The organism is Janthinobacterium sp. NKUCC08_JDC, assembly GCF_019345575.1.
Taxonomy (GTDB): domain Bacteria; phylum Pseudomonadota; class Gammaproteobacteria; order Burkholderiales; family Burkholderiaceae_D; genus Janthinobacterium; species Janthinobacterium aestuarii.
The window spans coordinates 287,662-303,923 of record NZ_JAHKQW010000005.1; the positions used below are offsets into that span (position 1 = coordinate 287,662).

The 16,262-nt window shown below is 61.7% G+C and carries 13 protein-coding genes; 5 read left to right on the forward strand and 8 right to left on the reverse strand.

The window, feature by feature from the left end; all coding sequences use genetic code 11:
- Nucleotides 1-15: 15 nt before the first annotated feature.
- Complete coding sequence (gene gloB, locus KO538_RS15640) at nt 16-825, forward strand: hydroxyacylglutathione hydrolase (RefSeq protein WP_070302724.1); 810 nt, start codon at nt 16-18, stop codon at nt 823-825.
- A gap of 79 nt (nt 826-904) precedes the next feature.
- On the opposite strand, the gene aceB is transcribed toward gloB, so the two are convergent.
- On the reverse strand, nt 905-2,503 hold the full coding sequence (gene aceB / locus KO538_RS15645; protein WP_219328871.1) for a malate synthase A: 1,599 nt from the start codon (nt 2,501-2,503) through the stop codon (nt 905-907).
- Between the two features lie 216 nt (nt 2,504-2,719).
- Between aceB and KO538_RS15650 the strand changes: the two genes are divergently transcribed.
- Complete coding sequence (locus KO538_RS15650; RefSeq protein ID WP_034755572.1) at nt 2,720-3,631, forward strand: LysR family transcriptional regulator; 912 nt, start codon at nt 2,720-2,722, stop codon at nt 3,629-3,631.
- 394 nt (nt 3,632-4,025) lie between these two features.
- On the opposite strand, the gene KO538_RS15655 is transcribed toward KO538_RS15650, so the two are convergent.
- The 4 genes from KO538_RS15655 to KO538_RS15670 all read right to left on the reverse strand — a co-directional run bounded on the left by KO538_RS15655 (nt 4,026) and on the right by KO538_RS15670 (nt 7,391).
- Nucleotides 4,026-4,229, reverse strand: coding sequence for a cold-shock protein (locus tag KO538_RS15655; protein WP_010398811.1), 204 nt, complete (start codon nt 4,227-4,229; stop codon nt 4,026-4,028).
- Nucleotides 4,230-4,527: 298 nt separating this feature from the next.
- Nucleotides 4,528-4,890 (reverse strand): Hpt domain-containing protein, encoded by a 363-nt coding sequence (locus tag KO538_RS15660; protein ID WP_034755570.1) that lies wholly within the window; start codon nt 4,888-4,890, stop codon nt 4,528-4,530.
- A 22-nt stretch (nt 4,891-4,912) separates the two neighbouring features.
- Nucleotides 4,913-5,563, reverse strand: coding sequence for a uracil phosphoribosyltransferase (upp, locus tag KO538_RS15665; protein ID WP_034755568.1), 651 nt, complete (start codon nt 5,561-5,563; stop codon nt 4,913-4,915).
- A 145-nt stretch (nt 5,564-5,708) separates the two neighbouring features.
- Complete coding sequence (locus KO538_RS15670) at nt 5,709-7,391, reverse strand: isovaleryl-CoA dehydrogenase (RefSeq protein WP_219328872.1); 1,683 nt, start codon at nt 7,389-7,391, stop codon at nt 5,709-5,711.
- Between the two features lie 396 nt (nt 7,392-7,787).
- On the opposite strand from KO538_RS15670, the gene KO538_RS15675 reads away from it, so the two are divergent.
- The gene (locus KO538_RS15675; RefSeq protein WP_219328873.1) at nt 7,788-9,527 is read left to right on the forward strand and encodes a bifunctional diguanylate cyclase/phosphodiesterase; all 1,740 of its coding nucleotides are present in this window, start codon (nt 7,788-7,790) and stop codon (nt 9,525-9,527) included.
- Nucleotides 9,524-11,020, forward strand: a complete 1,497-nt coding sequence (locus tag KO538_RS15680; RefSeq protein ID WP_070302727.1) for an HDOD domain-containing protein — start codon at nt 9,524-9,526, stop codon at nt 11,018-11,020. Before KO538_RS15675 ends, KO538_RS15680 begins: the two co-directional genes overlap by 4 nt.
- A 141-nt stretch (nt 11,021-11,161) precedes the next feature.
- Here KO538_RS15680 and aroC read toward each other — a convergent pair whose 3' ends face one another.
- The gene (aroC, locus tag KO538_RS15685) at nt 11,162-12,256 is read right to left on the reverse strand and encodes a chorismate synthase (protein ID WP_070302728.1); all 1,095 of its coding nucleotides are present in this window, start codon (nt 12,254-12,256) and stop codon (nt 11,162-11,164) included.
- A gap of 418 nt (nt 12,257-12,674) precedes the next feature.
- Between aroC and KO538_RS15690 the strand changes: the two genes are divergently transcribed.
- Nucleotides 12,675-14,936 carry a bifunctional diguanylate cyclase/phosphodiesterase gene (locus KO538_RS15690; RefSeq protein ID WP_219328874.1) on the forward strand — a complete coding sequence of 754 codons (2,262 nt, stop codon included), beginning with the start codon at nt 12,675-12,677 and terminating at the stop codon, nt 14,934-14,936.
- A gap of 67 nt (nt 14,937-15,003) precedes the next feature.
- Here the strand turns inward: KO538_RS15690 and KO538_RS15695 are convergent, their stop codons facing one another.
- Entirely contained in the window at nt 15,004-15,450 is a 447-nt protein-coding gene (locus KO538_RS15695) for a CBS domain-containing protein (protein WP_010398828.1), read from the reverse strand.
- Nucleotides 15,451-15,578: 128 nt separating this feature from the next.
- Nucleotides 15,579-16,202 carry a 2OG-Fe(II) oxygenase gene (locus KO538_RS15700; protein WP_219328875.1) on the reverse strand — a complete coding sequence of 208 codons (624 nt, stop codon included), beginning with the start codon at nt 16,200-16,202 and terminating at the stop codon, nt 15,579-15,581.
- Nucleotides 16,203-16,262: the final 60 nt, after the last annotated feature.

The window sequence follows — 16,262 nt, forward strand, 5'->3', positions numbered from 1 at the left end:
TTTTCTCTTTTGCTCATGACACACTCCCCTGAACACGCTCTATCGGTACTTGCCGTGCCCGCCTTTGCCGACAATTACCTGTGGCTGATCCACGACGGCCGCCACGCCGCCGTGGTCGATCCCGGCGATGCGACGGCCATCCTCGATGCGCTGCAAGCCCATCAGTTGACCTTGTCCGCCATTTTACTCACGCATCACCACGCCGACCACACGGGTGGCGTGCCTGAATTGTTGCAGCATTTCGCCGTCCCCGTCTTCGGCCCGCGCAATGAGGCTATCACAGCCATCACGGAACCGCTTGCCGAAGGCGATGTCGCCCATGTGCCCGAGCTGGGTTTGCAGATGAACGTCATCGACGTGCCCGGCCATACGAAGGGGCATATCGTCTACGTGCGCCAGCGTGACGAGCGCAGCGGCGCACCGTGGCTGTTTTCCGGCGACACCCTGTTTGCGGGCGGCTGCGGCCGCCTGTTCGAAGGCACGCCGGGCCAGATGGCCGATTCGCTGGGCAAGCTGGCCGCCCTGCCCGACGATACCGAGGTATTTTGCGCGCATGAGTACACCTTGTCCAATTTGCGCTTTGCCAACGCCGTCGAGCCGGGCAATGTGGCCCTGCAGGAACGCATCGCCATCGACACGGAAAAGCGCCAGCAGGGATTATCGACCGTGCCGTCGACCATCGCCCTTGAAAAGGCCACGAATCCCTTCCTGCGCTACCGCGAACCGGCGATCCTGACCAGCCTGAAGGTGGAAGGCAAGCTGACGGCAGATGCCTCCCCCGTGGAAGCGTTTGCCGCGCTACGGATGTGGAAAAACAACTTTTAAGCTTCTGCTTCCAAAAAGAAAAATCCCGGCGATACCATCAGGCACCGCCGGGATTTTTTATTGATCTATTTGATCAGGATCAGATTTCCTCGTACAGCGGCAAGGTCAGGAATTCGGCGAACGATTCCGACGTCGACATTTCCTCGAAAATCTGGCCGGCGCGCACATAGGTCGGGCCGTTGCCGCCTGGCGCATCGTGCTGCACCTTGGCCAGCTCTTCCGGAATCATGGCGCGCACCATCTCGGCCGTCACCTTGCGGCCATCTTCCAGCACACCCTTGCTCGAGCGGATCCACTGCCACACTTGCGAGCGGCTGATCTCGGCCGTTGCCGCGTCTTCCATCAGGTTGTGGATAGGCACGCAACCATTGCCAGCCAGCCAGCTGCCCAGGTAGTGGATGCCGACGTTGATGTTGTAGCGCAAGCCTGCTTCCGTGATCGGCGCTTCCGGCTGGAAATTCAGCAGATCCGACGCTTTCACATCGATGTCGGGACGCTGTTTCTCGATCTGGTTCGGCTTGTCACCGAGCACTTTCGTGAACTCGCCCATGGCCAGCTCCACCAGACCCGGATGGGCCACCCAGCCGCCGTCGTAGCCGTCGGTGGCATCGCGCGCCTTGTCGTTGCGCACGCCGCCCATGGCGATATCGTTCTTTTCCGGATCGTTCTTGATCGGGATCAAGGCTGCCATGCCGCCGATAGCTGGCGCGCCACGCTTGTGGCAAGTTTTCAGCAACAGCAAGGCATAGGCGCGCATGAACGGTGCCGTCATGGTCACTTTCGCGCGGTCGGCCAGGCAGAAATCCTTGTCCAGCTTGAATTTCTTGATGCACGAGAAGATGTAATCCCAACGTCCCGCGTTCAGGCCCGAGCTGTGCTCTTTCAGCTCATACAGGATTTCATCCATCTCGAAGGCCGCCAGAATGGTTTCGATCAGGACAGTCGCCTTGATCGTGCCTTGTGGCAAGCCCAATTCATTTTGCGTCATGACGAAAATATCGTTCCACAGGCGCGCTTCCAGGTGCGATTCCATCTTCGGCAGGTAGAAATACGGACCGGCGCCGCGCGCCAGTTGTTCCTTGGCGTTATGGAACATGAACAGGGCGAAATCGAAAATGCCGCCGGAAATACGCTTGCCATCGACCAGCACGTGCTTTTCATCGAGGTGCCATCCGCGCGGACGCACGACGAGTGTCGCGATCTTGTCGTTCAGCTTGTACGACTTGCCATTTTGCTCGAGCGAAATCGTCTTGCGCACGGCATCGAACATATTGATCTGGCCCGTGATCTGGTTGTCCCAGTTCGGCGTGTTCGAATCCTCGAAGTCCGTCATGTAGCTGTCCGCGCCCGAATTGAAGGCGTTGATGACCATCTTGCGCTCGACGGGGCCCGTGATTTCCACACGGCGGCATTCGAGCGCCTTCGGGATCGGCGCGATCTTCCAGTCGCCTTCGCGGATGTGTGCGGTTTCTGGCAAGAAATCAGGACGCTCGCCCGCGTCGAGGCGCTTGGCCCGCTCCACGCGCACGGCCAGCAATTGCTGGCGGCGCGGCTCGAATTCACGCGTCAGCTTGGCCACCAGCGCCAGCGCGGCCGGCGTCAAGATCTGTTCGTAGCCGGGCTGGATGTCACCCGTGATTTGCATGCCTTCTGGAAGTGCGATCGTGTTCTGCGTCATGAAGTTCTCCGGTTTTTAGTCAATATAAGCAAAGGTAATCTGGTGATCCAAGTATAAGCTGAACGACTGCGCGAACAAGCTGGACAGAGGCGCAAAAACACTCTGCCGGGCGGCGCGTTTGTTCTATAGTATTGCACTATAAGGCATGGAAACGAGATTAAAAATCACTTCATCTATGCGTTTTTATCACAAGTGATGGCATCGCGGGAGCACGGCATGGGGCAGTTCAGACAGATATCGACGTTTGTGGAAGTGGTGGCCAAGGGCAGCCTGTCGGCCGCCGCGCGCGCGGAAGGCATCGCGCCAGCCATGATAGGCCGGCGCCTCGATGCGCTGGAGCAGCGCCTGGGCGTCAAATTGCTGCAGCGCACGACGCGCAAGCTGGCATTGACGAATGAAGGCGCCGCCTTCCTCGAAGATTGCCAGCGCATCCTCGGTGAACTGGAAGAGGCGGAAGCGGCCGTGGCCGAACGCAGCGTGAAGGCCAGCGGCCATCTGCTCATTTCCGCGCCAGCCGGCTTCGGACGCCAGCACGTGGCGCCCTTGATCCCCTCTTTTGTCGCCGAGCACCGCGATGTGACAGTGTCGCTGAACCTGAACGACCGCCTCGTCGACCTGATCGGCGAAGGCATCGACGTGGCCATCCGCATCGCCAGCCTGTCCGATTCCTCGCTCGTGAGCACCAAGCTGGCCGACAACCAGCGCGTGCTCGTCGGCTCGCCCGCCTATTTGAAACGGGCGGGCACGCCCCGTATCCCGGCCGACCTGGCGAAACACAATTGCCTGGCGATCAGCAGCGAAGGCAGCCAGCGGGGCTGGACCTTCCGCGAAAATGGCAAGAACATCATTTTAAAGGTGGCGGGCAATATGGTCTGCAACGATGGCGAAGTGCTGCACGACTGGGCACTGGCAGGCAAAGGCCTGGCGTGGCGCTCGATGTGGGAAGTGGGCGCCGAGATCGCCTCGGGCCAGCTGGTGACGGTGCTGGACCAGTTCGCCGCCCCGGGCAATGACATTTACGCCGTGTTCGCCCAGCGCCGCCACTTGCCGCTGCGCATACGGGCGTTCGTGGATTTTTTAAGGCACAGTTATTCGCAACCCGACTACTGGCGCGAACGGGCTATTTGAAGACGCGGGACCAAACCTGCTGCGCGTCGGCATAGGCGGCCTGTGATGCTCACCGTACTAGAGTACGGTTGCGCTTCTCGGCCACCTCTTCCTTCCGCTCGCGACGGTTTTGTCCGGCGTCGTGACGCATGAGGAAACAACAACTCCCGGATCAGCATTGGCAAGCGTAGGTCGGCTTAGCGCAGCGTAAGCCGACACCAGCCCACACATCTTGCCAACGCCACTCTTGTCGGCTTACGCGCAAGCGCTAAGCCGACCTACCTGATGACGCAAAGCACGCCGAAAAGAGCCGCGTAACCCATAAAACACTCGCAAAACCGCTACTTCACAGAAATTTAGGCGAAAAAAAATCCTCGGAGACCGAGGATTTCTTTATTTCGTTTGATCCAGCGTATTAGATTGGCTGAATGTTCGAAGCTTGCTTGCCTTTAGGGCCAGCGGTCACTTCAAAAGAAACGCGTTGGTTCTCTTGCAGGGACTTGAAGCCGTTCGACTGGATAGCCGAGAAGTGAGCGAACAGATCTTCGCCGCCTTCGTCAGGGGTAATAAAGCCGAAACCCTTCGAATCATTGAACCATTTTACGATGCCAGTTGCCATTACAATTTCCTATTTCAGTTAAGTTGGGCTTGCGCCCGTTATATCGTTTGAAGCAAGAAAGAAATGACAGACAAACTGCACTACTACCTCGAATCCAACGATGCCCAATTATACCAACAAAACTGAGAAAAACCATTCTTTCGCAAAATAAACTTACGAACACTACTTTAATAGCCAAATCCCCGTCTTGCGGCGCCCTGTACCAGCGGCATGGAGACACTATATCCTAATCTTCGACGCGGGTGCTTTGCGTTGTATCAAATGAATCATTGCAACCACATCTCTATAGTGCTGTCGCTCACGCAATGAAATGGGTGGCCGCCGCATCGCGTCCCGCCCAGTCCAGCAGCGCCGTCACTTGCGCCCGCACACCAGGCCATTCCGCCACTGCTTGCGCAGGGGCATTGAGCATGGCGCGCACCAGCTGTTCGATGCGCCGGCATTCCTGGCCCAGCGCGGCAAAGCCGAAGGTGGCGGCCGAGCCGGCCACCGCATGCAGCGCGCGGTGCAGCTCCGTCAACGGTTCCAAGCGGGGGCCTTCGCTGTCGCAGCGGCTGCTTGCCTGCGTGATCGCCTGCAACAGGGCCGGCACGCCAGCCGCATATTTTTCATTCAGGGCACGCAAACGCGCGCGAAAGTCCGGGTCGATCAAGGTTGCCATCGCAATACTCGCCTGACGCTGCTTACTTGGTGCCGAAGATGCGGTCGCCGGCGTCGCCCAGGCCCGGCACGATATAGGCGTGGTCATCCAGATGCGAATCGAGCGCGGCGCAGAACATCTTGACGTTCGGATGCGCGTTCTGGAACACGGTCACGCCTTCCGGTGCGGCCACCAGGGCCAGGAAGATGATCTGCTCGTCGGTCACGCCGCGTTTTTTCAGCACGTCGACGGCGTACACGGCCGAATTGCCGGTCGCTACCATCGGGTCGCACAGGATAAAGGTGCGCTCGCTCAGGTCAGGCAGGCGCACCAGGTATTCCACGGGCATGTGCGTGGCCGGGTCGCGGTACACGCCGATGTGGCCGACGCGCGCCGATGGCACCAGGTTCAGCAAGCCATCGCTCATGCCGATGCCGGCGCGCAGGATGGGCACGATGGCCAGTTTCTTGCCGGCGATAACAGGCGCGTCGATGGTGACGAGCGGGGTCTTGATTTCGCGCGTAGTCAGCGGCAGGTCGCGCGTGATTTCATAGCCCATCAGCAGAGTGATTTCCTTGAGCAATTCGCGGAAGGTGCGCGTCGACGTGTCGTGCTCGCGCATGTGGCTCAGTTTGTGCTGGATCAAAGGGTGATCGGTAATGAACAAATTCGGGAAGCGTGGGTCTTGTTTCATATTGTTTTTCTTTCTCTACTGTCTGGCGCGGCGGCAAGCATGGCTGCAAGCGCGCCGTGTATCGATAAAATGATGGATTGCGGCATTATCCCAGCCCGCAGCCCGCCTGTGGCCGGAATTTTTGAAATAATCGGTTTTATTGAAATCAATACTCGCGCAGCGCGCGCGCCAGGATGGCCGCGCAATCGGTGCCTGCCGGCAAGCGCCCATACGCCCCGCCCGGCGCCTGCACCAGCCGCGATTGCAGGAATGCTTGCGCAACAAACGGCGGCGCATGGCGCTGCAGCAAGGCCGCCTGCACGGCCAGCACGATGCGTTCGGACAATTGCCTGGCGCTAAACTCATCCGTTTGCGGCCCGTCCAGGTCGTCCAGCAGCCGCGCGCGGTAGGCAACAAAGGCGGCGTCATCATCGCCGGCCAGCGCCAGCTCGGCCGCCAGGGCGTCGCGCGCGGCCGGCGACTTGCCGAAGGCGCGCAAGACGTCGAGGCACATCACATTGCCCGAGCCTTCCCAGATCGAGTTGACGGGCAGTTCGCGGAACAGGCGCGCCAGCGGCGCGTCTTCCACGTAACCAGTGCCGCCCAGCACCTCCATGGCCTCGAAGCCAAAGCCGGGACCGCGCTTGCAGATCCAGTATTTGCCGGCCGGCGTGAGCACGCGCGCCAGCATCGCTTGCCGCGGATCGTCCTTTTCATCGAAACAGCGGGCCAGGCGCAGCGCGAAGGCCGTGGCCGCTTCCGATTCGAGCGCCAAATCGGCCAGCACGTTTTGCATCAGCGGCTGCTCGGCCAGCGGCTTGCCGAACACGGCCCGCTGGCGCGCATGGTGCAGCGCCTGCGTCAAGGCGGCGCGCATGATGCCGGTGCTGCCCAGCACGCAATCGAGGCGCGTATGGCTGGCCATTTCCAGAATCGTGGGTATGCCCCGCCCCGGCTGCCCCACGAGCCAGCCGTAGGCATTCGTAAATTCCACTTCCGACGAAGCATTCGAGCGGTTGCCCAATTTATCTTTCAGACGCTGCACGCGGATGGCATTGCGGCTGCCGTCGGGCAGGTAGCGGGGCAGGAAGAAGCACGACAATCCGCCCCCGTCCGCCTGCGCCAGGATCAGATGGGCGTCGCACTGGGGCGCCGAAAAAAACCATTTGTGGCCGACGATGCGCCAGACGCCATCAGCCTCGCCGCCGAACTGGGCTTGCGCCTCGGCCGGCGGCACGGGCACGGCGCGCGTGGTATTGCTGCGCACGTCCGAGCCGCCCTGCTTTTCCGTCATGCCCATGCCGACCAGGGCGCCCCGCTTCCGCTCCACGGGCAGGGAGCGTGGATCGTACTCGCGCGAGAGGATTTTCGGCAGCCAGCGCTGCGCGATCTGCGGCAAGTCCACCGCCTGGCGCAAGGCCGGCACCGAGGCATACGTCATCGTCACGGGACACTGCGTGCCGTTTTCCACCTGTCCCACTAATAGATAGGCGGCCGCGCGCGCCACCTGGGCGCCGGGACCGGGCGCGGCCCACGGCGAAGCATGCGTGCCCGCGCCCACGAGGATGGCCATCAGTTCGTGCCAGGCCGGATGGAACAGCACTTCATCGATGCGGCGCCCGGCCCGGTCGAACTGCTGCAACTCGGGCGTGTGGATATTGGCCAGGCGCGCCAGCGCATAGGTTTCGGCGCGGCCCAGCTTTTCGCCCAGCACGTCGAGCTCCTGCAGCGCCGCGCCGCCGCCCTCGCGCAGCAGAGCTTCGATCAGCGCCGGGTCGCAGGCAAACAGATTGACGTTTTCGAACGGCGTGGCCTGGTTGAAAACTTCATGCGTGTCAAAAGCATTCATGGGGGTCTCCCGCGATTTGTTATCATGGCGCCCTTGCCGTCGCTGGCGCACCGTCAACACCGCCTGCCAGCCAGACTAGCGTAAAGCGCATGGCGGGGCAAGCGCGCCAGTGGAAGCAAGCGCAGATAAATGTTTCCATGGGGAATGAAAATGCCTGTGTGTGTCGCGCGGCATGATTTTTTTCATGGAAGGCAGGAATATTTACAAAACCTGAAGCAATGTTGCTCTATTTCATGTAATAGGGTGCTTTTCAATGATACATTTCGTGTGGATCGCGTTCCGATAGCCGCTCTTTCGGCCCCTATGGCGCGCGTCACGCACGACGCACTCTTTCCGTTGGCGCGCTGCCCTGCAGCCGGCGCCGGCACTGATAATAAAAAGGTAAAAGCCAGCACGATGTTTTCCAGTACCCCATCCGCCGCCCACCGCGAGGCCCGCCACGAGTTGGACAACCTCATGGAAGAGGCAGGCGACGTCGTGTTCCGGCTCGATACGGACGGCCTGATCCTGTTCGCCAGCAAGCGCGCGGCCACCCTGTTTGGCGCACCATCGGGCCTGACCGGCCACTTGCTGCTGCCGCTGGCCACCGAAGCGTCGCGCGCGGCGCTGCAGGCGGCGCTGGAAGACGCGCTGGAAGAACCGGGCCGCCTGGAAGTGCGCCTGCAAACGCCGGAGCAGGAAATCTGGTTCGAGCTGCGCCTGTCTTCTTATATGAACGCGGCCGGCGTGGCCGAATTGCTGGTGGTCGGGCGCGACACGTCGGCCCAGCACAATACGGAAGAACGGCTGCGCCATATGGCCACGCACGATGCGCTGACCGGCTTGCCGAACCGCTTGCTGCTGTCGGACCGCATCCGCATGGTGATCGCCCAGGCCGCCCGTTCGGGCCAGGGCTTTTCCGTCGCCACCATCGGCCTCGATGGCTTTAAAAAGGTCAACGATGGCCTGGGCCACCCCGTCGGCGACGCCGTGCTGCGCCTGGCCGCCGCGCGCCTGCGCAAGACCCTGCGCGACAGCGACACCCTGGCGCGCGTGGGCGGCGATGAATTCGTCGCCGTGCTGCCAGGCAGCGCCACGGACGCACAGATCAAGCTGGTGACGGGCCGCCTGCTGGCCACCCTGCAGGCGCCATTCGAAGTCGACGGCCATACGATCTACGTGGGCGCCTCCGTGGGCGTGTCGATCTATCCGCTGCATGCGGAAGATGAAGTGCGCCTGGTGGCGCTGGCCGACGCGGCCATGTCGCGCGCCAAGGAAACGGGCAAGGCCCGCTGCCTGGTCTACAGCCCGCGTTTGAACGGCCCGTCGGAACACGACATCTCGCTGGAAGCGGCCATGTTCCAAGCCGTGCGCGAAGGCGAATTCCTGCTCTTTTACCAGCCCATCGTCGATGCGCACACGCGGCAAATCCAGGGCTTCGAAACCCTGATGCGCTGGAAGCATCCGACCCTGGGCCTGGTGCCGCCCGTGCGCTTCATCCCGATTGCCGAAGCCAATGGCTTGATCAATCTGCTCGGTGCCTGGGCATTGAAGGCGGCCTGCGTGCAGCTCAAGCAGTTCCAGGAAGTGGCCAAGCGGCCGCTGTACATCTCCGTCAACATCAGCCCGCGCCAGTTCCGCAACGACAAATTCCTCGACGTGCTCGATGACGCCATCGCGTTTTCGGGGCTCTCCGGCGAACACCTGGTGCTGGAAATCACGGAAGGCACTTTGATGATCGACCCCGTGCATGCGGAAACCATCCTCGTCAAGATGACGGAGCGCCGCGCGCGCATCGCCATCGATGATTTCGGCACCGGCTATTCTTCGCTCGCGTATCTGAAGCGCTTCCCCATTTCCGTGCTGAAGATCGACCGCACCTTCATCAAGGACTTGCCCGCATCGAGCAAGGATGCGGCCATCTGCAACACCATTCTCGACCTGGCCAAGCATTTGAATTTGTCCGTGGTGGCCGAAGGCGTGGAAACCGAGGAGCAGATGCATTTCATCGAGTCGCGCGGCTGCCAGTACGTGCAAGGCTACCTGACGGGCAAACCGATGCCGGCCCATGCCGCGCTAGCGGCCTTGAGCGACAAAACCTATGCGGCGCTGGTGCCTGTGCCGTCTGCCAATGAACCGCGCGGAGGGGTGCAATGAATCCAGGTCATTTCACGGTACCGACACAGCTGGGCAAAAACACCCTCGACCTGCTGTGGGCGCGCACGCGCCAGCAGGGCGACATGCCCGGCTTCGCGAAAGCCATCAGCGCCATCCTCGGCGCCATGCGCGGCGAGGACGACCACGAATTCGACATCACGCAAACGGTGCTGTCCGACCCTGTCCTCACACACAAGGTGCTCAGGCTGGCCAACAGCGGCATGTATTCGGCCTTCGGCCAGCGGGTCAACACTGTCTCGAAGGCCGTGCTGGTGCTGGGCATCGACGCCATCGGCCACCTGGCGCTGGGCCTGAAACTGATCGAAGAGCTGTCACAGGCGTCGCCCGATTCCGTCAGCGCCCATGTGGAAATGGAAAAGGCCGTGCTGGCCGGGATGGTGGCGCAACAGGTGGCCACCAGCGCCGGCAGCCTGCAGGCGGAACAGGCAGTCGTCTGCTCGATGCTGCACACCCTGGGCCGCATGATGGTGACGTTCTACATGACGGACTTCTGGGCGCGCATGCAGGCGCATGCGGGTCCCGGCAACGAGGCGGCCGCCGCGCGCGAAATTTTAGGGCTGTCGCTGCCCGAAGTGGGCTATGCCACGGCCGCCCACTGGGGCTTGCCGCAACACCTGATCAACGGCATGCGTCCGATGGATCCGTCGCCGGACAACTCTCCCGTCAGCGGCGCCGACTGGATGGCAGGCCTGTCGACGATGGCGGCGCGCTGCGCCGACTCGCTGTGGCATGACGATGCGGCCGGCGCGGCACAAGTGCATGCGCTGATCGACGATTATGCGGGCACCCTGGGCATCACGGCGACCGACCTCGTGGTGGCCGTGGACAAGGCCAAGGCGATGGCGGCGGCCGACCTGTCGATCGCGCCCCTGTCGAAACCGGCCGAACGGCGCGCGCGCCAGCTGGCGTCGACGCGCATGCGCGCCGAAGGCAACCGCGTATTGATCGGCGGCTTGGCCGACCTGCGCAGCGCCATCGGCAGCGCCAGCCCGGGCCAGATGGTCTCGATGGCGCTTGAAACGCTGCACCAGGGCTTCGATTTTTCGCGCTCGGTGGCGTTCGTGCGCAACCACAGGGATCATCTGTATTCGGCGCGCATCAGCATGGGCGAAGGCATGGCCGACTTGCAGGATTTGATGGTGTTTGGCGACGCGTATGAACCGAACGTCTTCCACGCGGCCCTCAATAGCGACCGCGTGATCTTCATCGACAATGCGCGCGACCCGAAATTTGCCGCCAAACTGCCGCAATGGTGGAAAGCGACGTTGTCGGAAGCGCGCAGCTTCGTCGTGCTGCCGCTGTCGGCCAACGGCCATCCCACGGGTTTTCTGTACGGCGACTGGGACGACAGCTTCCCGCCGATCCAATTGAACCAGACGGAATTCAACCTGATCAATGATATCCGGGCTTTGCTGGTGCAGTCGGTGGAGATGCGGCACCAGCTGGAGCTGGTGGCAAATAAAGTGGCTTGAAATTCACAACCCGACGGCAGCCGCGTAGGTCGGGTTAGCCCAAAGGGCGTAACCCGACATCACCGCAGAGACAACAATGTTGTCGGATTACGCGCAAGCGCTAATCCGACCTACGTCTGCTCTTACGCCGCGAGCTAAAATTTACTTCAACTTCGGCGTCGAAACCGACACATCGCCGCATTGCGCGCGGTGCATCAGGGCGTGGTCGATCAGCACCAGCGCCAGCATGGCTTCGGCGATCGGCGTGGCGCGGATGCCCACGCACGGGTCGTGGCGGCCGAACGTTTCCACCATCACGGGATTGCCTTCTTTATCGATCGAGCGGCGCGGCGTGCGGATCGACGACGTCGGCTTGATGGCGATCGAGACTTTGACATCTTGCCCCGTCGAAATGCCGCCCAGTACGCCGCCCGCGTTATTGCCGATAAAACCTTCCGGCGTCAGTTCGTCGCCGTGCTCGGAACCCTTCTGTGCCACCGAATCGAAACCGGCGCCGATTTCCACACCTTTCACCGCATTGATGCCCATCATGGCGTAGGCGATGTCGGCGTCGAGCTTGTCGTAGATGGGCTGCCCCAGGCCGACGGGCACGTTTTGCGCGATCACGTCGATGCGCGCGCCGATGGAATCGCCATCGCGGCGCAACTGGTCCATCGCTTCTTCCATGCGCGCGATCAGGTCCGCGTCGCCGCTGGCGGCAAAGAACGGATTCGCATGCACGTGTTCCCACGACTGGAATGGCACGGGAATGTCGCCCAGCTGGCTCATGCAACCCTTGAACGTTGTACCGTATTGCTGCAGCAGCCATTTCTTGGCAATCGCCGCCGCGCCCACAACGGGCGCCGTCAGCCGCGCCGACGAGCGCCCGCCGCCGCGTGGATCGCGCACGCCGTACTTGTGCCAGTAGGTGTAGTCGGCGTGGCCGGGGCGGAAGCTTTCCGCGATATTGCCGTAATCCTTGCTGCGCTGGTCTTCATTGCGGATCAGCAGCGCGATGGGCGTACCCGTCGTCACGCCCTGGTACACGCCGGAGAGGATCTCGACCGTATCGGATTCCTGGCGCTGCGTCACGTGGCGCGACGTGCCCGGCTTGCGGCGGTCCAGCTCGGGCTGGATATCGGCTTCCGACAGGATCAATCCCGGCGGACAGCCATCGATCACGCAGCCGATGGCCGGACCATGCGATTCGCCGAAAGTGGTAACAGTAAACAGCTTGCCAAAAGAATTGCCGGACATAGTAGGAAGTGTGAGGACTGGAAAACTCAATTCTACCAGCCTGCGGGGCATGCCATGCCGCTAATGCCACACCGAGGCCCGATATTCCCCCGCCCAAATCGCCATTTTTTAATCCCGTGTATTTTTTCACACAAAAACACCAAATATGAGTTGCAATAATGCAAAACAAGAAATATTGCTCCACAGAATAGATTTAAAAAAACATTTTGCTTATTAAATAGCTATATACTTGGATCAAAGCGCACCACACAATACTGGTTATCAAACCGATTTGGACTGCGCCGAGAGCACGTCACAAATGCCCAGGGCTAGGCGCGTTGCCGAAGACAGTACGCAAGTACGGCAAGGCAACGCAACAACGCCATGGGCTTTTGCGACGCGCTCGTATAAACATCGAGTCATCCTGGAGAAGCTATACATGCCCGCACCGATCATCCCCCTTGACGCCAACAAGGACGATCACGACGACCTGGTATTCCTCGATGAGCAACCGGCTGCGCCCCTGACGGCCGCACCGCGCAGCGTCTGGCGGGTGATGATCATCGACGACGATGAAGACGTCCACTCCACCACCACTTTCGCCCTCGGCAACCTGGAAATGCAGCACCGCCCGCTGGAATTCGTGCATGCGTATTCAGCCGGCCAGGCGCGCGAACTGCTCAGGCATGAAGACGACATCGCCGTCATCCTGCTCGACGTGGTGATGGAACAGGATGACGCGGGCCTGCACCTGGTGCGCTACATCCGCGAAACCCTGAAAATGACGGACGTGCGCATCATCCTGCGCACGGGCCAGCCAGGCTATGCGCCGGAAATCGACGCCATCCGCGATTTCGACATCAACGACTACAAGACCAAGTCCGAACTGACGCGCATCAAGCTGTTTACCACGGTGACGGCGGCCATCCGCTCGTACGAGCAGATCCGTTCGATCAACAGCAGCCGGCGCGGCCTGGACCGTATCGTCCACGCCAGCACGCAGCTGATGGCGCTGCACGGCGTGCAGAATTTCTCGGCCGGCGTGCTGGCGCAGATCGCCGACCTGCTGGGCATCCGCGCCGACGGCGTGCTATGTGTGCAGGACTTGCAGGACAATGGCAGCAAGGAGCTGCTCGTCTCGGCCTGCACGGGCAGCTTTTCCAGCCTGCCGCACAGCGCCCTGTGCGGCTTGCAAAACCCTCGCGTGATGGCCGCCATCGAGCACACGCTGGCGCAGCGGCGCAATGTGTATGCGCACGACTACGCCACCCTGTACTTCGCGGGCAAGGCCAGCCGCGATGCGGCCGCCTACCTGGTGCTGCCGCGCCCTCTTTCCGCCATCGATGAAAGCCTGCTGGAAGTCTTCTGCAGCAACGTTGCCGTGGGCCTGGACAACGTCGAGCTGGTGTCGCACCTGCACAATGCCGCCTTCTACGACCAGTTGTCGAAGCTGCCCAACCGCACGCGCCTGGTGGAAATCCTCGACGCCACCTTGTCCGGCCCCGCGCGCGACGACGCCACCTTGTCGCTGGTCGACCTCGACCACTTTGCCGAGACCAACGACGCGCTGGGGCACCAGTTCGGCGACACCCTGCTGATCGCCGTGGCGGGCCGGTTGCAAACCCAGCTGGGCCCCCAGCTGACGGTGGCGCGCCTGGGCGGCGACATCTTTTGCGTGCTGGGCGACTCGTCGCAAGTCAACCCGAACAAGATCCTGGCCCTGTTCCAGCCGCCGTTCTGCATCGATGGGCAAGACGTGCAGCTGTCGGCCACCCTGGGCCTCGTGCGGCTCGGTGAACATACGGGCACGGGCGCCGATGCGCTCAAGGATGCCGATATCGCCCTGAAGCGGGCAAAAAGCCAGCAGCGCGCCGGCCACTTCTATTTCTCGCGCAGCATGGGCATCGAAATCCGCGAACGGGTGCGCATGATGCACGCGCTGCGCACGGCTTTCAGCCAGGACCAGCTGTTTGTCGTCTACCAGCCGCAGATCGACCTGACGACGCGCCGCCCCGTGGGCGCGGAAGCGCTGCTGCGCTGGCAGACGCCGGACGGCAAGTTCATCTCGCCCGACCGTTTCATCCCGATCGCCGAGTATTCGGGCATCATCATCGACCTCGGCGAATGGGTGCTGCGCACGGCCTGCCGCGAACTGGTGCTGCTGCGCGAGCAGGGCCACCGCAACTTCGTCATGTCCGTCAACGTGTCGCAAGTGCAGTTCCGCCACCCGCTGTTCCTGGAAATGCTGCGCGCGGCACTCGAAGAGACGCAGGCGCCACCCGAATTCATCGAGCTGGAAATCACGGAATCGATGGCCATGGAAGAGCCGGACCTGCTGATCAAGATGCTGTGGCAGATCAAGCAGACGGGCGTGAGCATCGCCATCGACGACTTCGGCACGGGCTTTTCGTCGCTGTCCTATTTGCAGCGCCTGCAGGTTGACCGCCTGAAAATCGACCGTGCGTTTGTGACGGAAATCACCGGTTCCGCGCGCGGCAGCAGCATCGCCGAGATGGTCATCCAGCTGGGCCGCAACCTGGGCCTGGCCGTGATCGCGGAAGGCGTGGAAGACGAGCGGCAAGCGCAAATCTTGCAGGCGCTGGGCTGCCCGATGGCGCAAGGCTTTCTGTTCGCCCGCCCCATGACGGCCACGGCGCTGGGCACCTGGCTGAACAATGAGGCGCTGCAGGGAGCGGCGTAGGCGTCACCCTGGATAGCCAATGCAAAACGCCGGCAGTTGCCGGCGTCGTTTTTACAGCATGCTGATATCAGTCCGTCGTTTCGGCCGGCCAGTCGCGGATGTACGCTTTGAGCATCTGGTTTTCAAAGCTTTGCGCTTCGAGCACGGCGCGCGCCACGTCGTAAAAGGAGATGACGCCCAGCAGGGTCTTGGCGTTCATGACGGGCAGGTAGCGCGCATGTTTTTCCAGCATGATGCGGCGCACTTCGTTGACTTCCGTGTCGGGCGTGACGGTGATCGGGTGGTCATCCATGTGCTTGCGCACGGTGCCGCCGCCGATCTGGCCAGCATTTTCATGCAGCGCGTTCAACACTTCGCGGAAGGTCAGCATACCGACCAGGTCGCCAAATTCCATGACCACCAGCGAACCGATGTCTTTTTCAGCCATGGTATTGGCCGCGTCAAGCAGGGGCTGGTCAGGCGTGACCGTGTAGAGAATATTGCCCTTGACTTGGAGAATTTCAGATACTTTCATATTGGCCGTCCTGTCCGCGTGATTGGTATTTTAGTTATTCTAGCCCTTACTGCGACTGTAGCCTATGCCTGCGGAAAAATCCAGCCTTGCGCGCAATCAAATCGAGGGGGATTGCGCGCCACCTTCCATCACGCGCGGCGGCGGAACCACCCTGCGATGGAGAGGCGCTGGCGCGCCGTCGGCAGCACTTCGTGCAGCATCTCGCCCGACACGAACATGGCCATGCGGCCCGCTTGCGGCAGGATGTCCACCACGGGCGCGCCTTGCGGATGCAGACGCAGCGCGCCGCCGTGCTCGGGCAGCCAGTCGTCGTTCAGGTACAGCACGACGGACACGGTGCGCTTGTCGTCGTCGCGGAAACGGTCAAGATGGGCCCGGTAAAAAGCGCCCGGCGCGTACAGCGCGAAATGGCTTTCGTATTCTTCCAGCCCCAGGAACAGCTCGCGGTTGAGCATGCAGCGCAGCGTTTCCATGTGTGCCAGGTAGCGGTCGCACGCCTCGGAACGGCCTATTTCCAGCCATTCGATATGGTCGCCGCGGATATCGGGTTGCAGCAGCGGCGCATGGCCGCTGCCCACGCCGGCGCCCTTCATCTTGCCGCTGAGCATGGATTGCACGCATTCGGCGGCCAGCTGGCGGCTCAGTTCAGGGGAGATAAAATGCTCTTGCATGAGCCAGCCTGCCTGGCACAGGCCGTCGACGATAGAGAGTCCGGGAACGGCAAGGGAGCCGTCGAACGATATTGCGGGCATAAAATCTTTCCTGGTGGACTTGCGATGAGAGTTCGCCTGAAGCCCAGGAATTCGCTGGCA

Coding starts and splice junctions, on each gene's coding strand:
- KO538_RS15675 (WP_219328873.1), top strand. CDS start 7,788: ATGTTTTCCAGTACCCCATCCGCCGCCCACCGCGAGGCCCGCCACGAG.
- gloB (WP_070302724.1), top strand. CDS start 16: ATGACACACTCCCCTGAACACGCTCTATCGGTACTTGCCGTGCCCGCC.
- aroC (WP_070302728.1), bottom strand. CDS start 12,256: ATGTCCGGCAATTCTTTTGGCAAGCTGTTTACTGTTACCACTTTCGGC.
- aceB (WP_219328871.1), bottom strand. CDS start 2,503: ATGACGCAGAACACGATCGCACTTCCAGAAGGCATGCAAATCACGGGT.
- KO538_RS15650 (WP_034755572.1), top strand. CDS start 2,720: ATGGGGCAGTTCAGACAGATATCGACGTTTGTGGAAGTGGTGGCCAAG.
- KO538_RS15690 (WP_219328874.1), top strand. CDS start 12,675: ATGCCCGCACCGATCATCCCCCTTGACGCCAACAAGGACGATCACGAC.
- upp (WP_034755568.1), bottom strand. CDS start 5,563: ATGAAACAAGACCCACGCTTCCCGAATTTGTTCATTACCGATCACCCT.
- KO538_RS15660 (WP_034755570.1), bottom strand. CDS start 4,890: ATGGCAACCTTGATCGACCCGGACTTTCGCGCGCGTTTGCGTGCCCTG.
- KO538_RS15700 (WP_219328875.1), bottom strand. CDS start 16,202: ATGCCCGCAATATCGTTCGACGGCTCCCTTGCCGTTCCCGGACTCTCT.
- KO538_RS15670 (WP_219328872.1), bottom strand. CDS start 7,391: ATGAATGCTTTTGACACGCATGAAGTTTTCAACCAGGCCACGCCGTTC.
- KO538_RS15680 (WP_070302727.1), top strand. CDS start 9,524: ATGAATCCAGGTCATTTCACGGTACCGACACAGCTGGGCAAAAACACC.
- KO538_RS15695 (WP_010398828.1), bottom strand. CDS start 15,450: ATGAAAGTATCTGAAATTCTCCAAGTCAAGGGCAATATTCTCTACACG.
- KO538_RS15655 (WP_010398811.1), bottom strand. CDS start 4,229: ATGGCAACTGGCATCGTAAAATGGTTCAATGATTCGAAGGGTTTCGGC.